The sequence below is a fragment of the Enterococcus sp. AZ120 genome (assembly GCF_050546165.1).
Classification (GTDB): domain Bacteria; phylum Bacillota; class Bacilli; order Lactobacillales; family Enterococcaceae; genus Enterococcus; species Enterococcus faecalis.
In genome coordinates, this window is sequence record NZ_CP172950.1 from 1,420,451 (window position 1) to 1,435,943 (window position 15,493).

At 39.2% G+C, this 15,493-nt stretch carries 15 protein-coding genes; 2 read left to right on the forward strand and 13 right to left on the reverse strand.

Annotated features, from left to right (window positions below):
• Positions 1 to 72 precede the first annotated feature (72 nt).
• From carB to IGJ46_RS06925, 10 genes are all read right to left on the reverse strand, one after another.
• On the reverse strand, positions 73 to 3,255 hold the full coding sequence (gene carB / locus IGJ46_RS06880; protein WP_010706664.1) for a carbamoyl-phosphate synthase large subunit: 3,183 nt from the start codon (positions 3,253 to 3,255) through the stop codon (positions 73 to 75).
• Positions 3,255 to 4,334: a carbamoyl phosphate synthase small subunit gene (locus IGJ46_RS06885; protein WP_010820862.1), complete on the reverse strand. Its 1,080-nt coding sequence runs from the start codon at positions 4,332 to 4,334 to the stop codon at positions 3,255 to 3,257. Before IGJ46_RS06885 ends, carB begins: the two co-directional genes overlap by 1 nt.
• Positions 4,335 to 4,336: 2 nt before the next feature.
• Positions 4,337 to 5,620: a dihydroorotase gene (locus tag IGJ46_RS06890; protein ID WP_002357412.1), complete on the reverse strand. Its 1,284-nt coding sequence runs from the start codon at positions 5,618 to 5,620 to the stop codon at positions 4,337 to 4,339.
• Positions 5,621 to 5,628: 8 nt separating this feature from the next.
• The gene (locus IGJ46_RS06895) at positions 5,629 to 6,555 is read right to left on the reverse strand and encodes an aspartate carbamoyltransferase catalytic subunit (protein ID WP_002357411.1); all 927 of its coding nucleotides are present in this window, start codon (positions 6,553 to 6,555) and stop codon (positions 5,629 to 5,631) included.
• A 13-nt stretch (positions 6,556 to 6,568) separates the two neighbouring features.
• The gene (locus IGJ46_RS06900) at positions 6,569 to 7,849 is read right to left on the reverse strand and encodes a solute carrier family 23 protein (RefSeq protein WP_002357410.1); all 1,281 of its coding nucleotides are present in this window, start codon (positions 7,847 to 7,849) and stop codon (positions 6,569 to 6,571) included.
• 16 nt (positions 7,850 to 7,865) lie between these two features.
• On the reverse strand, positions 7,866 to 8,405 hold the full coding sequence (gene pyrR, locus IGJ46_RS06905) for a bifunctional pyr operon transcriptional regulator/uracil phosphoribosyltransferase PyrR (protein ID WP_301280621.1): 540 nt from the start codon (positions 8,403 to 8,405) through the stop codon (positions 7,866 to 7,868).
• Positions 8,406 to 8,743: 338 nt separating this feature from the next.
• Positions 8,744 to 9,649, reverse strand: a complete 906-nt coding sequence (locus IGJ46_RS06910) for an RluA family pseudouridine synthase (protein ID WP_002357408.1) — start codon at positions 9,647 to 9,649, stop codon at positions 8,744 to 8,746.
• Positions 9,636 to 10,112, reverse strand: coding sequence for a signal peptidase II (lspA, locus tag IGJ46_RS06915; RefSeq protein WP_002360174.1), 477 nt, complete (start codon positions 10,110 to 10,112; stop codon positions 9,636 to 9,638). Before lspA ends, IGJ46_RS06910 begins: the two co-directional genes overlap by 14 nt.
• Positions 10,113 to 10,117: 5 nt before the next feature.
• Positions 10,118 to 10,822 (reverse strand): CBS domain-containing protein, encoded by a 705-nt coding sequence (locus IGJ46_RS06920; RefSeq protein ID WP_218391106.1) that lies wholly within the window; start codon positions 10,820 to 10,822, stop codon positions 10,118 to 10,120.
• Positions 10,823 to 10,926: 104 nt separating this feature from the next.
• The gene (locus IGJ46_RS06925; RefSeq protein WP_002365735.1) at positions 10,927 to 12,597 is read right to left on the reverse strand and encodes a formate--tetrahydrofolate ligase; all 1,671 of its coding nucleotides are present in this window, start codon (positions 12,595 to 12,597) and stop codon (positions 10,927 to 10,929) included.
• Positions 12,598 to 12,775: 178 nt separating this feature from the next.
• Here IGJ46_RS06925 and IGJ46_RS06930 point away from each other — a divergent pair, with 178 nt between their 5' ends.
• Positions 12,776 to 12,982 carry a cold-shock protein gene (locus tag IGJ46_RS06930; RefSeq protein WP_002357404.1) on the forward strand — a complete coding sequence of 69 codons (207 nt, stop codon included), beginning with the start codon at positions 12,776 to 12,778 and terminating at the stop codon, positions 12,980 to 12,982.
• A 104-nt stretch (positions 12,983 to 13,086) separates the two neighbouring features.
• Here the strand turns inward: IGJ46_RS06930 and IGJ46_RS06935 are convergent, their stop codons facing one another.
• The gene (locus IGJ46_RS06935; protein WP_002357403.1) at positions 13,087 to 13,548 is read right to left on the reverse strand and encodes an EbsA family protein; all 462 of its coding nucleotides are present in this window, start codon (positions 13,546 to 13,548) and stop codon (positions 13,087 to 13,089) included.
• Between the two features lie 100 nt (positions 13,549 to 13,648).
• Between IGJ46_RS06935 and IGJ46_RS06940 the strand changes: the two genes are divergently transcribed.
• Positions 13,649 to 14,056, forward strand: a complete 408-nt coding sequence (locus IGJ46_RS06940) for a ribonuclease HI family protein (RefSeq protein ID WP_002364051.1) — start codon at positions 13,649 to 13,651, stop codon at positions 14,054 to 14,056.
• Between the two features lie 129 nt (positions 14,057 to 14,185).
• Here IGJ46_RS06940 and ybaK read toward each other — a convergent pair whose 3' ends face one another.
• Both ybaK and aroD read right to left on the reverse strand, forming a co-directional pair.
• Positions 14,186 to 14,701 carry a Cys-tRNA(Pro) deacylase gene (gene ybaK, locus IGJ46_RS06945; protein WP_002384452.1) on the reverse strand — a complete coding sequence of 172 codons (516 nt, stop codon included), beginning with the start codon at positions 14,699 to 14,701 and terminating at the stop codon, positions 14,186 to 14,188.
• Positions 14,698 to 15,459 (reverse strand): type I 3-dehydroquinate dehydratase, encoded by a 762-nt coding sequence (aroD, locus tag IGJ46_RS06950; protein ID WP_002357400.1) that lies wholly within the window; start codon positions 15,457 to 15,459, stop codon positions 14,698 to 14,700. The genes ybaK and aroD overlap by 4 nt, the downstream gene beginning before the upstream one ends.
• Positions 15,460 to 15,493 lie beyond the last annotated feature (34 nt).

A 15,493-nucleotide genomic window follows, 5' to 3' on the forward strand; every position in this document is an offset into this window, starting at 1 on the left:
ATAAATGATTTTCTATTTCTTCGTAAAAGAATCTGGAACAGTCCTCCTCAGACGATTGTTCCAGATTTTTGCTTAAATGGCTTCTGTCGTAAAGGCTCTTGATTCTAAAACTTTTAAAATCGCATTCGCTGTGTCAAGTGAGGTAAACAATGGAATTCCATGTTCGACTGCTTCTCGACGGATTGAAAACCCATCTTGGTTGGCACTGGAACGATTTTTATCCATAGTATTGATTACCACTTGTGCATTCCCATTACGAATGACATCCAGCACGGTTTCCCCTTCAGGATTAGAAATTTTCGTCACTTTCTTAACAGGCAACTGATGCTTCGCTAAAAAGTCAGCGGTTCCTTCCGTTGCGACTAAACTATAGCCAATTGCTGAAAAACGCTTAGCAATTTCTAACGCCTCTTCTTTTGTTTCATCAGCAATGGTGAAAAGTACAGCCCCATAACTTGGCAAATGCAAGCCAGATGCTTCAAAGGCTTTATACAAGGCTTTTTCTAAATAATAATCACTACCCATAACTTCCCCAGTTGATTTCATTTCAGGCCCTAAGTACGTATCTACTTTTTGTAGTTTCGTAAAGGAGAATACAGGGGCTTTCACATGAACTTGTTTACTTTCAGGATATAATCCATCTTGATATCCTAGGTCAGTCAGTTTCTCACCAAGAATCGCTTTTGTAGCAACTTGGGCCATCGGAATCCCTGTGATTTTACTTAAGAAAGGAACTGTTCGACTCGCACGAGGATTCACTTCAATCACATAAACACGATTTTCATGAATAACAAATTGAATATTCATCATGCCTACACAGTTTAAACCAAGTGCCAGTTTTTTTGTATAATCGGCAATCGTTGCTTGAATTTCTTGAGAAAGATACTGCGGTGGATAAACCGCCATTGAATCACCAGAATGAACGCCAGCTCGTTCAATATGTTCCATAATCCCTGGAATTAGTACTGTTTCACCATCACAAATGGCATCAACTTCACATTCTTGTCCCAATAAATAGCTATCAACTAAGACAGGATGTTCTGGAGAAGCTTTGACTGCATGTCGCATATAATCTTCCAAATCCTTTTGATTTTCGACAATTTCCATTGCACGACCACCTAAAACATAACTTGGACGCACTAAAACGGGATAGCCGATACGATCAGCAATCACGACTGCTTCTTCTGCACTTGTGGCCGTATCTCCTGGTGGTTGAGGAATCGCTAACTCTTGCAAAGCTTGTTCAAATAAATCACGATTTTCCGCACGATCTAAATCTTCAATCGTTGTTCCAAGAATTTTAACGCCTTGTTTTGTGAGCGGCTCAGCTAAATTAATCGCTGTTTGTCCACCAAATTGGACGATCACGCCAATCGGATTTTCTAAATCAATCACATTCATGACATCTTCTAAAGTTAATGGCTCAAAGTATAATTTATCAGAAACAGAGAAATCTGTTGAAACTGTTTCAGGATTACTATTCATAATAATTGCTTCATAACCAGCCGCTTGGATTGCTTTGACAGAATGAACGGTTGCATAATCAAACTCGACCCCTTGACCAATGCGAATGGGACCAGAACCTAATACTAGTACAGAAGGCTTTTTCGAAACATTGCTTTCGTTTTCCACTTCATACGTGCTATAAAAATAAGGCGTATGTGATTCAAACTCTGCAGCACACGTATCCACCATTTTATAGACGGGCACAATTTGATTGGCTCTACGGAAGTCAGCGATGGCTTGCTCTGTTTGCCCCCAAAGTGCTGCGATTTTCCGATCAGAAAAGCCATTTTGTTTGGCTTCTTTCAAGACAGCTACGTTGTCCACGTGACTTTCAAGGGCTGTTTCAATTTCGATAATGTGTAAAAGTTTATCCAAGAAGAATAAATCAATTTTCGTTAAACTTTGTAATTCTTCGATGCTATATCCTCTGCGAATGGCTTCTGATAAGTAGAACAATCGATCATCTTGCGCATGGACCATTTTCTTCGTTAATTCTAAATCACTGACATGACTTAGTTCTGCTAACTCGTTGTGATAAGCACCAATTTCTAAAGAACGAACTGCTTTTAATAAGGATTCTTCAATATTGCGGCCAATTGCCATGACTTCCCCGGTTGCTTTCATTTGCGTTCCTAGTTCTCGAGCACCTTTTTCAAATTTGTCAAAAGGCCAACGAGGAATTTTGGAAACAACATAGTCCAAAGCCGGTTCAAATTCGGCATAAGTGGTTCCAGTAACTGGATTTTTCATTTCATCTAATGTTAAACCAACAGCAATTTTTGCAGCTAACTTCGCAATGGGATACCCTGTGGCTTTACTAGCAAGTGCAGATGAGCGAGAAACACGAGGATTCACTTCTATCACATAATAATTAAAGCTATGCGGATCCAAAGCTAATTGAACATTACAGCCACCTTCAATTTTTAATGCACGAATAATTTTCAAAGACGCATCTCGCAACATTTGGTATTCATAATCTGATAAGGTTTGACTCGGAGCAAAAACAATCGAATCCCCAGTGTGAATGCCGACAGGATCAAAGTTTTCCATGTTACAAACCACAATCGCATTATCAGCCGAATCACGCATCACTTCATATTCAATTTCTTTAAAACCAGCAATACTTTTTTCAATTAAACATTGTGTAACTGGTGATAATTTCAGACCGTTTTCGGCAATCTGACGGAGTTCTTCTTCTGTATCACACATGCCGCCGCCTGTTCCACCTAAAGTAAATGCGGGACGAACGATAATTGGATAGCCAATTCGTTTGGCAAAAGCCACGGCTTGTTCCACCGTATTGACAATTTCACTTTCTGGAATCGGTTGTTCTAATTCTTCCATCAATTGTTTAAATAAATCACGGTCTTCCGCTTGGTCAATCGCACTGAGCTTTGTTCCTAGCAATTCTACATTTAGCTCATCTAAAATTCCTGATTCCGATAATTCCATCGCCATATTTAATCCAGTTTGACCACCTAATGTTGGTAGAAGAGCATCAGGACGTTCTTTTCGCAAAATTCTTGAAACAAATTCTAAAGTAATCGGTTCGATATAAACATGATCCGCGATTTCCTTATCGGTCATGATAGTCGCTGGATTTGAGTTTACTAAGACAACTTCATACCCTTCTTCTTTTAGCGCTAAACAGGCTTGTGTGCCTGCATAGTCAAATTCTGCTGCTTGTCCAATAATGATTGGTCCTGAACCAATCACCATGATTTTCTTGATGTCCGTTCGTTTTGGCATTAGTTTTGCTCCTTCCATGCATCCATTAATTCCATAAATTCGTCAAATAAATGAAGACCATCGTGCGGTCCTGGAGCCGCATCTGGGTGATATTGCACAGTAAAAGCTGGATAATCTCGATGACGCACGCCTTCAACCGTTCCATCATTGACTTCCACGTGGGTCACAAGTAATTTTTCTGGATCAATTGTTGCTTCATCCACGGCATATCCGTGGTTTTGTGAAGTGAAATCAATGCGTCCTGTTGCAATTTCTCGTACAGGATGATTCAAACCGCGATGTCCAAACTTCATCTTATACGTATCCGCACCATTTGCTAATGAAAATAACTGATGACCTAAGCAGATGCCGAAAATTGGAACTTTTCCTTGGATTTCTTGAATCATTTTAATAGCTTCAGGCACATCTTTGGGATCTCCAGGCCCATTTGTCAACATGACACCATCGGGACTTAATTCTAAAATCTCTTCGGCCGTTGTATTATAAGGCAACACGGTTAAGTTGCATTGCCGTTTTGATAATTCTCGCAAAATACTATGTTTCAACCCAAAATCAACGACGACCACATTACGCCCAATACCTGGACTCGGATAAGGCTTAGTGGTGGAGACTTGTGCCACTTGATTTTTCGGCATGACTGTCGCTTTTAATTGATCAAACGCATGCGGCAAATCATCCACGGCATCAATGATGCTCCCCTTCATTGTTCCAGCTGATCGTAACTTACGAGTCAGCGCACGCGTATCAATTCCTGAAATTCCCGGAATCCCTTTGCGCTTTAAAAATTCATCCAAGGTCATTTGTTGACGCCAATTTGAAGCAACCCGCGCATGCTCTTTAACAATGACACCTTTACAGGTTGGTGCAATGGATTCATAATCATCTCGGTTGACCCCGTAATTTCCAACTAATGGATACGTAAAAGTAATCATTTGTCCATTAAAACTTTGGTCAGTAATTGCTTCTTGGTAACCTGTCATGCCAGTAGTAAAAACAACTTCTCCTACTACATTACCTTCTGCACCAAACGCTTTTCCTTCAAATACTGTTCCGTCTTCTAAAATCAATAACCTTTTCAAACCTACTGCGCCTCCTCCGACCAAGCTAATGCTCCGTCAACAAATGTCATAAGTGTCTTTCCTTTGACTGTCCACCCTGTAAATGGTGTATTGACAGCCATTGATTCAAATGCTTCTGCATCAATTGGTGCAGCTGTTGCTAAGTCAAAAACTGCAATATCTGCTGGTGCACCAATTGTTAGTGTTCCTGCGTTTAATCCAAAAATTTCTGCCGGTTTCACTGCCATCCAATCAATCACTTGTTCTAATGTGAAAATGCCTGTTTCGACAAAGTTCGTATAAATCAATTGGAAGGCCGTTTCACTACCGACAATGCCAAAAGGTGCGTTTAAAAATGATTGTTGTTTTTCTTCTAAACCATGGGGCGCATGGTCGGTAGCAATACAGTCAATCGTGCCATCTAACAAGCCGTCAATCAATGCTTGTCGATCTGCTAAACCACGTAATGGCGGGTTCATTTTCCAAAACCCTTCGTCACCAGGAATATCCTCATCGACTAAAATTAAATGGTGTGGCGAAACTTCGGCTGTTACGTGAATCCCTGCTTTTTTAGCATCTCGAATAACGCGCACGCTTTCTTCTGTTGAAACATGACAAACATGATAATGAACGCCTGTTTCTTTTGCTAAAGTAATATCCCGTGCAATTTGTGAAGCTTCCGTTGCACTTAAAATCCCTGGTAGGCCTAATTTCTTAGAAACTTCTCCTTCATGCATCACACCACCAAATAATAAAGATTCATCTTCCGTGTGCGCAACAAGCGCCATATTTAATGCAGCCGCTTCTTTCATGGCTAAGTACATCGTTCCTGCCGTTTGGACACCAACACCATCATTCGTAAATGCAAAGGCGCCCGCTTCTTTTAAGGCCTTCTGATTGGTTAAAACTTCACTCCGTAGCTCTTCTGTAATGGGGGCATATTGTAAAACTTTCACGACTGCATCTTTTTGAATTAAGTCGTAAACCTCACTTAATTTTTCAGCCGTATCTGGTACTGGATTCAAATTGGGCATTGCGCAAACCGTAGTAAAACCACCGCGAGCAGCAGCTTTACTGCCCGTTTTAATCGTTTCTTTATACGTAAAGCCTGGTTCTCTAAAGTGAACATGCACATCCACCAAGCCTGGCGTGATTAGTTGCCCGTTCGCATCAAACACTTGCTCAAAATCTGCTTCGTCAAACGATTCCCCGATTGCGTGAATCACACCATTTTCTAGCCAAAGTGCTGCCTCAATCAATTGATTCTCTTTTTTGATGATTTTTCCATTCTTAATTAACGTCTTCATTTCTCCACCTAGGCCTTTCCATGTAAAATTGCTTCCAAAATTGCCATGCGCATAAAGACTCCGTTACTCATTTGCGCGACGATTCTTGATTGCAGACTTTCCACTAATTCATCTGCCAGTTCAACATCCCGATTGACTGGCGCTGGATGCATAATAATTGCGTGTTTCTGTAAACGAGTTGCCCGTTCGTTGGTTAAACCATATTCCAAATGATAGCCTTCTTTTGAAAAACTTTCCTTACCATCATGACGTTCGTGCTGCACGCGAAGCAACATCATCACATCGACTTTTTCAACAATTTCATCTAGCGGCACATATTGTCCATAGACATCAAACTGATGATCGTACCACTCTTCTGGACCTGAAAAATAAATTTCAGCGCCTAAACGGTTTAATAACTGCATATTTGATTTAGCAACGCGAGAATGTGTAATATCTCCCACAATCGCCACTTTCAAGCCTTCAAATCCACCAAATTCTTCATAAATAGTCATCAGATCCAATAAACATTGTGTAGGGTGTTGTCCACTCCCGTCCCCACCGTTAATAATAGAACATTGAATCGTTTTACTTTGAATCAATTCATCGTAATAATTTTCTTTACCATGACGAATGACTGCTACATCTACACCAATTGCCGACATCGTTAGTACTGTGTCGTATAACGTTTCTCCTTTTTGAACAGAACTTCTACTTGCTTCAAACTCAATCACTTCTAAGCCTAATTTTTTCTCAGCTACCTCAAAACTTTTATGTGTTCGAGTACTATTTTCAAAAAACAAGTTTGTTGCAAAATATTGACGTTCTTCTGGGTGCCATTTTGCCCCCTGTTTAAATTCTCCTGCGCGACGGATTAACCCCATGACTTCACGGTCGGTTAAAGCCTCAGCAGTTAAAAGATGTTTTAAACTAATTCGTTCAGATGTAATAATCATTCGTCCAGTCCTCCTACTGTTCTTCGCTACGTGCGTTTTCCGGTAAAATTAAATTCAAAACAATTCCTAAGACGGTTGCTAATGCCATTGAAGACAATTCAAAGGTTCCTACTTTGAAGACTAAGCCACCAATGCCGATGACTAAAATTACTGAAGCAATCAATAAATTCTTTTTCTTATCAAAATTAATCTTATTATCGATTAAGATTTTCAAACCACTTGCGGCAATCACACCGAACAAGACGAAACTAATTCCTGAAATAACTGGTCCTGGGATACTTAGAATCAAGGCACTTAATTTTCCAACAAAGCCTAAAGCTACAGCGAACACCGCGGCTCCACCAATCACGAAGACACTGTGTACTCTTGTAATTGCCAACACGCCGATATTTTCACCATAACTTGTAACTGGCGGTCCACCAACAAAACCTGCTACAATTTGCGCTAAGCCATCTCCCATTAAAGTTTTAGATAAGCCTGGGTCTTGGAAAAAGTTGCGCTTGGTTAATTTATTCAAGACCATTAAATGACCAATATGTTCTGTCATTGTTACAAAAGCAATTGGTGCCATTGTTGTAATGGCATTTAAATACAATTTCGGTTCATATTGAACAAAAGGTACTTCAAAATTCGGTAAAGCAAACCACGCAGCTTCTTTAATAGGGGTTAAGTCAATAATTCCGAAAGCTAAAGCGACTAGGTACCCACTGACAATTCCCAAAAGAATTGGAATTAATCCTAGGAAGCCTTTGAAAAACATGTTGTAAAAAATGGTTAAGCCTAAAGTAATTAAGGCTACGGCAATATATTTAAAATCATAAACGTTGTTGTTATACATTGCGTTATTTGCGGCATTAGCTGCCAAGCCTAAACCGATAACCATCACGACAGGTCCTACAACGATAGGTGGTAAAATTTTATCCAACCAGTCGGAACCAATTTTTTTAATGATTAATGAAACGATTAGGTATACCAAGCCGGTTGTCATAGCACCTTGGGCAATGGCTGGATAACCATCACTCTTCATTAACATCTGCATCGCTGCAATAAAAGCAAAGCTACTGCCAAGATAGGCGGGGATTTTTCCTTTTGTAGTAATCAGATAGACCATTGTTCCTAATCCTGAACTGACTAACGCAATCCCTGGGTCAATTCCTACTAAGATTGGTACTAAAACCGTTGCACCAAACATCGTAAATAAATGTTGTAAACTTAGGCCAACCCAGTGAAAAGCTTGCGGTCTGTCTTTAATATCTAAGACTGCATCCTCATTTCGAAATTCTTTTTCTGACAACGTTGTTCACTCCTTTTTATTCGTTTCCTTTACTGATCATAATACGATCTGCGCCGTCACGCTCTTCCATTTCCACAATAATTTCCTCAGTTTTTGATGTTGGAATATTTTTTCCTACATAATCGGCACGAATCGGTAGTTCCCGATGCCCACGATCTACTAAGACTGCTAAAGAGATTTTTCTCGGACGACCTAAATCCATAACAGCGTCCATCGCAGCACGAATGGTCCGGCCCGTGTACAAGACATCATCCACTAAAATAACTTCTTTACCTTCAATTGAGACTGGTACGTCAGAAGAATGTAATTCAGGTTCCTCCATATCTTTCACATCATCACGATACAAAGTAATATCTAATTCACCAACTGGCACGTCAATATCTTCTAATTGTTTTAAGCGTTCGGCTAGACGTTGTGCAATGTATATCCCACGCGTTTTAATTCCTACTAAAACAATGTCTTGAATTCCTTTGTTTCTTTCAATAATTTCATACGAGATTCGAGTAAGCGCTCGTTTCATTGTGACTGCGTCAACAACTTCTTTCTTTGGCATAATAATTTCCTCCTCATTTCTTTTTTATCTACGTCCTCGCTGTCTTGGGGTCAGCGATTCTTCCTTCAATTGAGCAGCTGAAAAATAAGTGGATTTTTATTGAAATTGTCCTGTTATTTTTTCCAACAAAAAATCCTCCTACCCGTATGAGGATAGGAGGATGTTGGTTACAGTTTAAAAAGGTACAAGGGTACCATGTAGCCCACACAACTTACTAACTAAGCGCACCTAGTGTTCTTTTGCATGATTCCTTCTTAGCCTCACGGGACTAAACTTAAAGGTTACAGTTATTTAGTTATTTTTCTTCTTAAAAAAGAGTTTACCTCTTCTTCAGAAAAAAATCAATGATTATTTCTTAATTGGTGTAAAGTTTTTTCAAAAACTTCTGGTAAAGGTGCTTCAAAGACTAATTGTTCACCTGTAGTAGGATGTGTAAAGCCTAATAACTTCGCATGTAAAAATTGTCCATTGCCAGGCAATGTTTTTTTCGGTCCATATAATGGATCTCCAGCTAATGGATAACCGATATATTTCATGTGAACACGGATTTGATGTGTCCGGCCTGTTTCTAGTTGTAATTCAACTAAGGTAAATGCATCAAAACGCTCTAAAACAGTAAAATGCGTGACTGCTTCTTTACCGCCTTCAATGACCGCTTGCATTTTGCGGTCAACCTTGGAACGACCAATAGGCGCATTTATTTCTCCCTTATCGTGAGGAATAACACCGTGGACCAAGGCAACGTATTTGCGTAACGATGTTTTTTCTTTTAGCTGTTTCGCTAATGATTCATGGGCTTGATCATTTTTAGCCACCATCAATAGCCCCGAAGTATCTTTATCAATTCGATGAACAATTCCCGGTCGCACCACATCATTAATCGCCGATAAGTGATCCGCATGATGAAGTAACGCGTTCACTAATGTACCCTTGGGATGCCCTGCCGAAGGATGAACGACCATGCCTTGAGGTTTGTTGACAACAATCACATCATTGTCTTCATAAACAATGGTCAAAGGAATATCCTCTGCTACCATATCTAGCACTTCTGGTTCAGGAATTGTTACAACAATTTCATCGCCTGCTGTAACTTTGTAATTTGCGCGGACCGTTTCACCGTTAACTGTTACGTGTTTTTCTTTTAACCATTGTTGAATTTGCGAGCGGGAATGATTGGGTAAATGTTCACTTAATACTTTGTCAATCCGGCCTTTTTCTGTTTGAATCGTTACGTTAATTTGTTCCATTTTTGCCTTCCTTTGCTGCTTTTTCATCTAAAATCAAATAAATAAATATACAAATAACGCCGACCACTAACGTACTATCTGCAACATTAAAAATAGGAAAATTCATAAAATCCGTTTGGAGCATGTCCACCACGTAGCCTAAACGTACACGATCAATAAAATTCCCAATGGCACCTGCTAAGACAAAAGATAAACCTACAGAATACCAGATACTTTTTTTATAATTCTTAATTAATAAATAAATAATCACGACACTAACAATTACTGTGATGACATAAAAGAATATCATCTTTCCTTCTAATAAGCTCCAAGCGGCTCCGGTATTTCTTAAATGGGTCAGCGACAAAAATCCAGGAATGAATTCTTTTGTTTCACCCAAAGAAATGTTTTGGACCGTCAAATATTTGCTCCATTGGTCAAGCCCTACTAATAAGGCACTGATTAAAAAATATACTACTAACAATCGCGTCATTCCTTTTCTCTATGAATACTTGCTAAATCTCTTGGTCGAACAATGCCTACTAACTCACCATTAGGATGGCCACTTTTACTAATAAGCACAGCTTCTAAGCGTGGCTGCTCCCGAAACATTTGTTCAACTTCAAAAACGGTTGCTTCAATTGAAACAAATTGATAGTTGCTGCGTTTATAATTTGATGCCAACAATTCTCGCACCGTTCGGTTGGCAATGTGAACTTCGCCTTTGGTGCTCTCAATGGCAAACCATACACCAATCCCTCGAACCGTGATTAATCCTTTAAATACACCTTTTTCATAAATCGGAAATTGGGAATATTGTTTTTTTGCAATAATCGTTAATAACGTTTCTAAAGAAGTGGTGATTTCAAAAGCTGTAACACGTTTCGCAAATTTAGGCACTACTTTTTCTGGTTTTGTTAAAGCTTGTTCAATCGTTTCAATTCGTTGAACTGCCCATTCGTTTGGCTCTGCAATTACAAAATCATCAGCAATTCGCTCATGAACGATGGCATTTCTTAACTGAGCCATTTGAAGCAAATCCTCTTCAAATTGAGCAATCTGTCCTTTTTCTTTTCGGGAAAGACGTCTTGCCATTTCACTGAATCCCATGTTGACAGGATTGTTCAGTCTCTCTCTCATCCACTTTTCAATGCGATTAAAGTGTGCTAAAAATGTATCTGCTCGTTCCCCCATAGTCGTTGCTCCTTATAATAAACTACGCAATAAATTTCCGTCATTATTTTTTATTGAGCTACTTTCAAGTATATACTAAAAATAGGTCTCAGGAAAGAGCGGCTTTAAAAGAGACCGCTCGCTTGACCCGTTTCGTCCACATCCATATTTAACGCAGCAGGAACCTTCGGCAAGCCAGGCATCGTTAAAATGTCACCCGTTAACGCCACGATAAACCCCGCACCGATTTTTGGAACTAGTTCACGAATCGTAATCGTAAATCCTTCTGGCCGTCCTAATTTTTGAGGATCGTCAGAAAGTGAATACTGTGTCTTCGCCATGCAGATTGGTAATTGATCCCAACCATTTTTTGTAAAGTCTGCGATTTGTTTTTGCGCTTTCGGAGAAAAAATCGCCTGTTCCCCGCCGTAAATCGTTTGTACAATGGCTTGAATTTTTTCTTCAATAGTTTGGCGAGGATTATATAAAGGTTGAAACTGTTTTGTATTGGCTTCAATCTCTGCTACTACTGTTTTCGCTAGATTCGTGCCACCTGCGCCACCTTGCGCCCAAACACTTGTTAACTCGACGGGCACGCCTAACGCTTGGCAGGCTTCTTTCAACAGTTGAATTTCCTTCTCTGTATCCTGTGTAAATTCATTAATTGCAACAACTACTGGTACATCATAACGTTGCATGTTTTGAATATGTTTTTCTAAGTTGGCAAAGCCTTTTTGTAACGCTGGTAAATTTTCTTCTGCTAACTGATCTTTCGCCAAACCGCCATGCATTTTCAACGCGCGAATCGTTGCCACAATCACAACGGCATCGGGTGCTTTTCCTAAAGAAGGTACTTTAATATCTAAAAATTTTTCGCCACCTAAGTCGCCACCAAAACCTGCTTCTGTTACGACATAATCCCCTAGATGCAAAGCCGTTTTTGTCGCTAAAATACTGTTACATCCATGAGCGATATTGGCAAAAGGACCACCGTGAACAAAAGCTGGAGTTCCTTCAATCGTTTGAACTAAATTAGGTTTTAAGGCGTCTTTTAATAATAAAGTCAGCGCACCTGCCACGTTTAAATCTTTAACCGTCACCGGCTCTCTTTGGTCATTATAGGCGACAATAATCCGACTTAAGCGTTCTTTTAAGTCCGTTAAATTTTGCGCTAAACAAAGAATCGCCATAATTTCGCTTGCCACAGTAATATCGAAACCGTCTTCTCTTGGTACACCTTGGAAAGGACCGCCTAAACCAACAACGACCTGTCTGAGCGCACGATCATTTAGATCCACTGCCCGTTTCCAAATCACCCGTCGAGAATCAATCTTTAATTCATTTCCTTGCTGTAAATGATTATCTAGTAACGCAGCTAAGGCATTATTGGCTGTCGTAATCGCATGCATATCACCAGTAAAATGCAAATTGATTTCTTCCATTGGTAATACTTGTGCGTAACCGCCACCTGTTGCGCCACCTTTAATCCCCATCACAGGACCTAATGATGGTTCTCTTAGGGCAATAACTGTTTTTTTATTGATTTGATTTAATGCATCTCCTAAACCAATGGTCACGGTTGACTTTCCTTCTCCTGCTGGTGTTGGATTAATCGATGTAACGAGGATTAATTTACCTTCTGGTTGCGCTTCTAAGGATTGAAGCGTTGGAAAATCTATTTTCGCTTTGTATTTTCCATAAAGTTCGAGCGAATCTTCTGAAAGACCGATTGTTTCGGCAATCTCTTGAATAGGTTTTAATGTTGCTGCTTGTGCAATGTTAATATCTGTCTTCATAACGGACCCCTTTTCAATTCTTTATCGTCTTTGTGACACATTGTTTCTTTTAAATTATAGCTTGTATTGAATAGAATGGCTAGAATAACCTTTTTTAAACAACCCAACCATTGACGTTTGGTAGCCTTTTCTCGTATAATGAAAGTGTCTTTACAAATCTAAAAGGAGCGTGAATTGGATGCAAAAAGGAATTGTCAAATGGTTCGATAACAGAAAAGGTTATGGTTTTATCGTTTACAACGAAGAAGATGAGATTTTTGTCCACTTCACTGCTATAGAAGGTGATGGATTCAAATCACTTGATGAGAATCAATCTGTAGAGTTCGAGATAATGGAAGGCAATCGTGGGCTACAAGCAGCACATGTCAAAAAAATAGATAACTAAAAAAGCTGAACCAACAGCGCTTAGCTCCAAAAAGTAAGTAAACGTAGCGTTTGTTTCAGCTGATTATTTTAAGATTTTGAGAGTGGGTCACCAGTCGTTTCGACTTATGACTCACTCTTGTTTTTTTCTTCTTTTTTATGAAGGCCCAAAGAATGATCTTCTGCTACCTTCAATTCAGGCTTTTTTACCTTAAGTGCCTCAAGAAATAACGGAATCGTTTTCTTTTTCATTAAAAAGACTTTTGAGCCTTCCTTAAATTCTGAGGAAAAAATTTCGATGCTTTTTTCATTGTAGGTTACTTTTTCTATCTGAGAAAGCGGAAGTGCTTTTTTACGAAACCATAAAACATCTCTGACAATTAAAGATGTTTCTGTCATGTTAAAAGACCGCGCAATTCCTAGATAAGCAAACACAAAAAATGGAACCATCACCAGATTACTAATCAAGTAAGGACCATTATTTTCCAATGCTAAAATTAAACTAATAAATAATATACAAAATGTGCAAGACCAGTAAATAATTGTTGATGCTAATTCTGGCTGCCAATAGAATTTCTGTTTTTTCATAAAGTGCCCTCACTACTTCTGGATCAACGCCGCTAAATTTAAATATGTTATAATAGTAACATACTTTTTTTAAGAACAAAAAGAAATTAGGAGTAATTTTATGTTAAGAATTTATGTAGATGCTGCAACAAAAGGCAATCCAGGTGAATCTGGCGGCGGTATCGTTTACCTCACCGACCAATCGCGGCAACAATTGCATGTGCCTTTAGGCATTGTTAGTAATCACGAAGCCGAATTTAAAGTGCTGATTGAAGCTTTAAAACAAGCGATTGCCAATGAAGACAATCAACAAACCGTTCTTCTCCACTCAGATAGTAAAATTGTTGTCCAAACAATTGAAAAAAACTATGCTAAAAACGAAAAGTACCAGCCTTATTTAGCAGAATATCAACAACTAGAAAAGAATTTTCCTTTGCTCTTAATCAAATGGCTACCTGAAAGTCAAAACAAAGCGGCCGATATGCTTGCACGGCAAGCATTACAAAAATTTTATTCCAATAAAAAGTAGCACAGATTAGTCAATGCTTTTCCTTTATTAATTTGATAATTAAACACGTGGAGCAAAAATTCCAAGTGATTTTTGCTCCACGTTTAAAAACAGATAAACGGTTCTGTCTCGACTTCTTCTTATAGCCACTTATTCTTTTGTCGTTATTTCCGCAAATTGTCCATTGGTTAGCGAAAGGATTGCTTCAGGAGCTAATTCAATTTGCATGCCACGTTTGCCTGCAGAAACAATAATTGCAGAATATTGTTGAGCTTCTTCAGCCAAATAGGTGGGAAATTGTTTTTTCATCCCAATTGGTGAACAGCCCCCACGAATATAGCCTGTGGTTGTTTCTAAATCTTTTAAGTGAAGCATTTCTACCTTTTTGTTGCCACTAGCTTTTGCTAATTTTTTCAAATCTAATTCTTGATTACCAGGAATGACAGCCACGACTGGACCTGTTTTATTACCTACTGTAACCAAGGTTTTAAAAATTCGTCCTTTTTCAATACCTAAACTTTCAGCGACACTTTCTGCACTTAAATGATCTTCACTCCAAGCGAATTCATATTCTTTATATGGTACTTTATGTTGTTCCACCATGCGCATCGCATTCGTTTTTTGTTGTGTTTTTTTCTTTGCCACTTTTTTCACCTTCTGAATCACTTGTTTTGTTCGAATGTCTTTAAATAATTTCTTAATACTTGTACGGATAGTTGGCCTGGTGCAGACGCTTGCTGGGCGGAGCCAAAAGTTAGTGCCGATCCGAACAGTTGACCTGTTACGCGACTAATCATCCCTAACTGTCCCATTGACATAGTAACGATTGGAACGGATGCATAATGGGTGTACATTTCATTGGTTGCTGAAAGTAACGTAAGTACATCTGTCGCATCTTGTGGCATCACAGCTATTTTACAAATATCTGCCTGACGCATTTGCATTTGGCGTAACCGCGCGACAATCTCCTCTTGCGACGGTGTTTTCTGAAAGTCGTGATTACAGAGAACAATTTTAATCCCCGCCTTTTTAGCTTCGTGAATTAACGTATCTGCCGCCAGTGGATTCGCAAATAATTCAATATCCAATAAATCCAACGCACCCTTTTTCACTAATTCATGATACAAAGCAAAATAATTTTCCTCGGAAAAAGCCATTTCGCCGCCTTCTTTTTGTGTACGAAAAGTTAACAATAACGGTTTTTGCCCCAACCGTTCCATTACTTGTTGTGAAAGATTACATACATCGGAAAAATCAGCGACATTTTCATAATAGTCTAAACGCCATTCTACCAAATCACAATCTAGTGTTTGGCTCGCCGTTGCTTCGGCCAAAATATCCTCGGCTGTTGGAGCAACAATGGGCACCACAATTTTGGGATTCCCTTCACCTATTCGCACATTTTTGACTATAACTGGCTTCACAGTTCCACCTAACTTCCTCGTTTGTTTTTCTCTC

What these genes read in the sequence shown, in the direction of transcription:
- carB (WP_010706664.1), bottom strand. Translation starts at nt 3,255, where the DNA reads ATGCCAAAACGAACGGACATCAAGAAAATCATGGTGATTGGTTCAGGA.
- IGJ46_RS06935 (WP_002357403.1), bottom strand. Translation starts at nt 13,548, where the DNA reads ATGAAAAAACAGAAATTCTATTGGCAGCCAGAATTAGCATCAACAATT.
- IGJ46_RS06920 (WP_218391106.1), bottom strand. Translation starts at nt 10,822, where the DNA reads ATGGGGGAACGAGCAGATACATTTTTAGCACACTTTAATCGCATTGAA.
- IGJ46_RS06890 (WP_002357412.1), bottom strand. Translation starts at nt 5,620, where the DNA reads ATGAAGACGTTAATTAAGAATGGAAAAATCATCAAAAAAGAGAATCAA.
- IGJ46_RS06930 (WP_002357404.1), top strand. Translation starts at nt 12,776, where the DNA reads ATGCAAAAAGGAATTGTCAAATGGTTCGATAACAGAAAAGGTTATGGT.
- IGJ46_RS06895 (WP_002357411.1), bottom strand. Translation starts at nt 6,555, where the DNA reads ATGATTATTACATCTGAACGAATTAGTTTAAAACATCTTTTAACTGCT.
- IGJ46_RS06910 (WP_002357408.1), bottom strand. Translation starts at nt 9,649, where the DNA reads ATGGAACAAATTAACGTAACGATTCAAACAGAAAAAGGCCGGATTGAC.
- IGJ46_RS06940 (WP_002364051.1), top strand. Translation starts at nt 13,649, where the DNA reads ATGTTAAGAATTTATGTAGATGCTGCAACAAAAGGCAATCCAGGTGAA.
- IGJ46_RS06925 (WP_002365735.1), bottom strand. Translation starts at nt 12,597, where the DNA reads ATGAAGACAGATATTAACATTGCACAAGCAGCAACATTAAAACCTATT.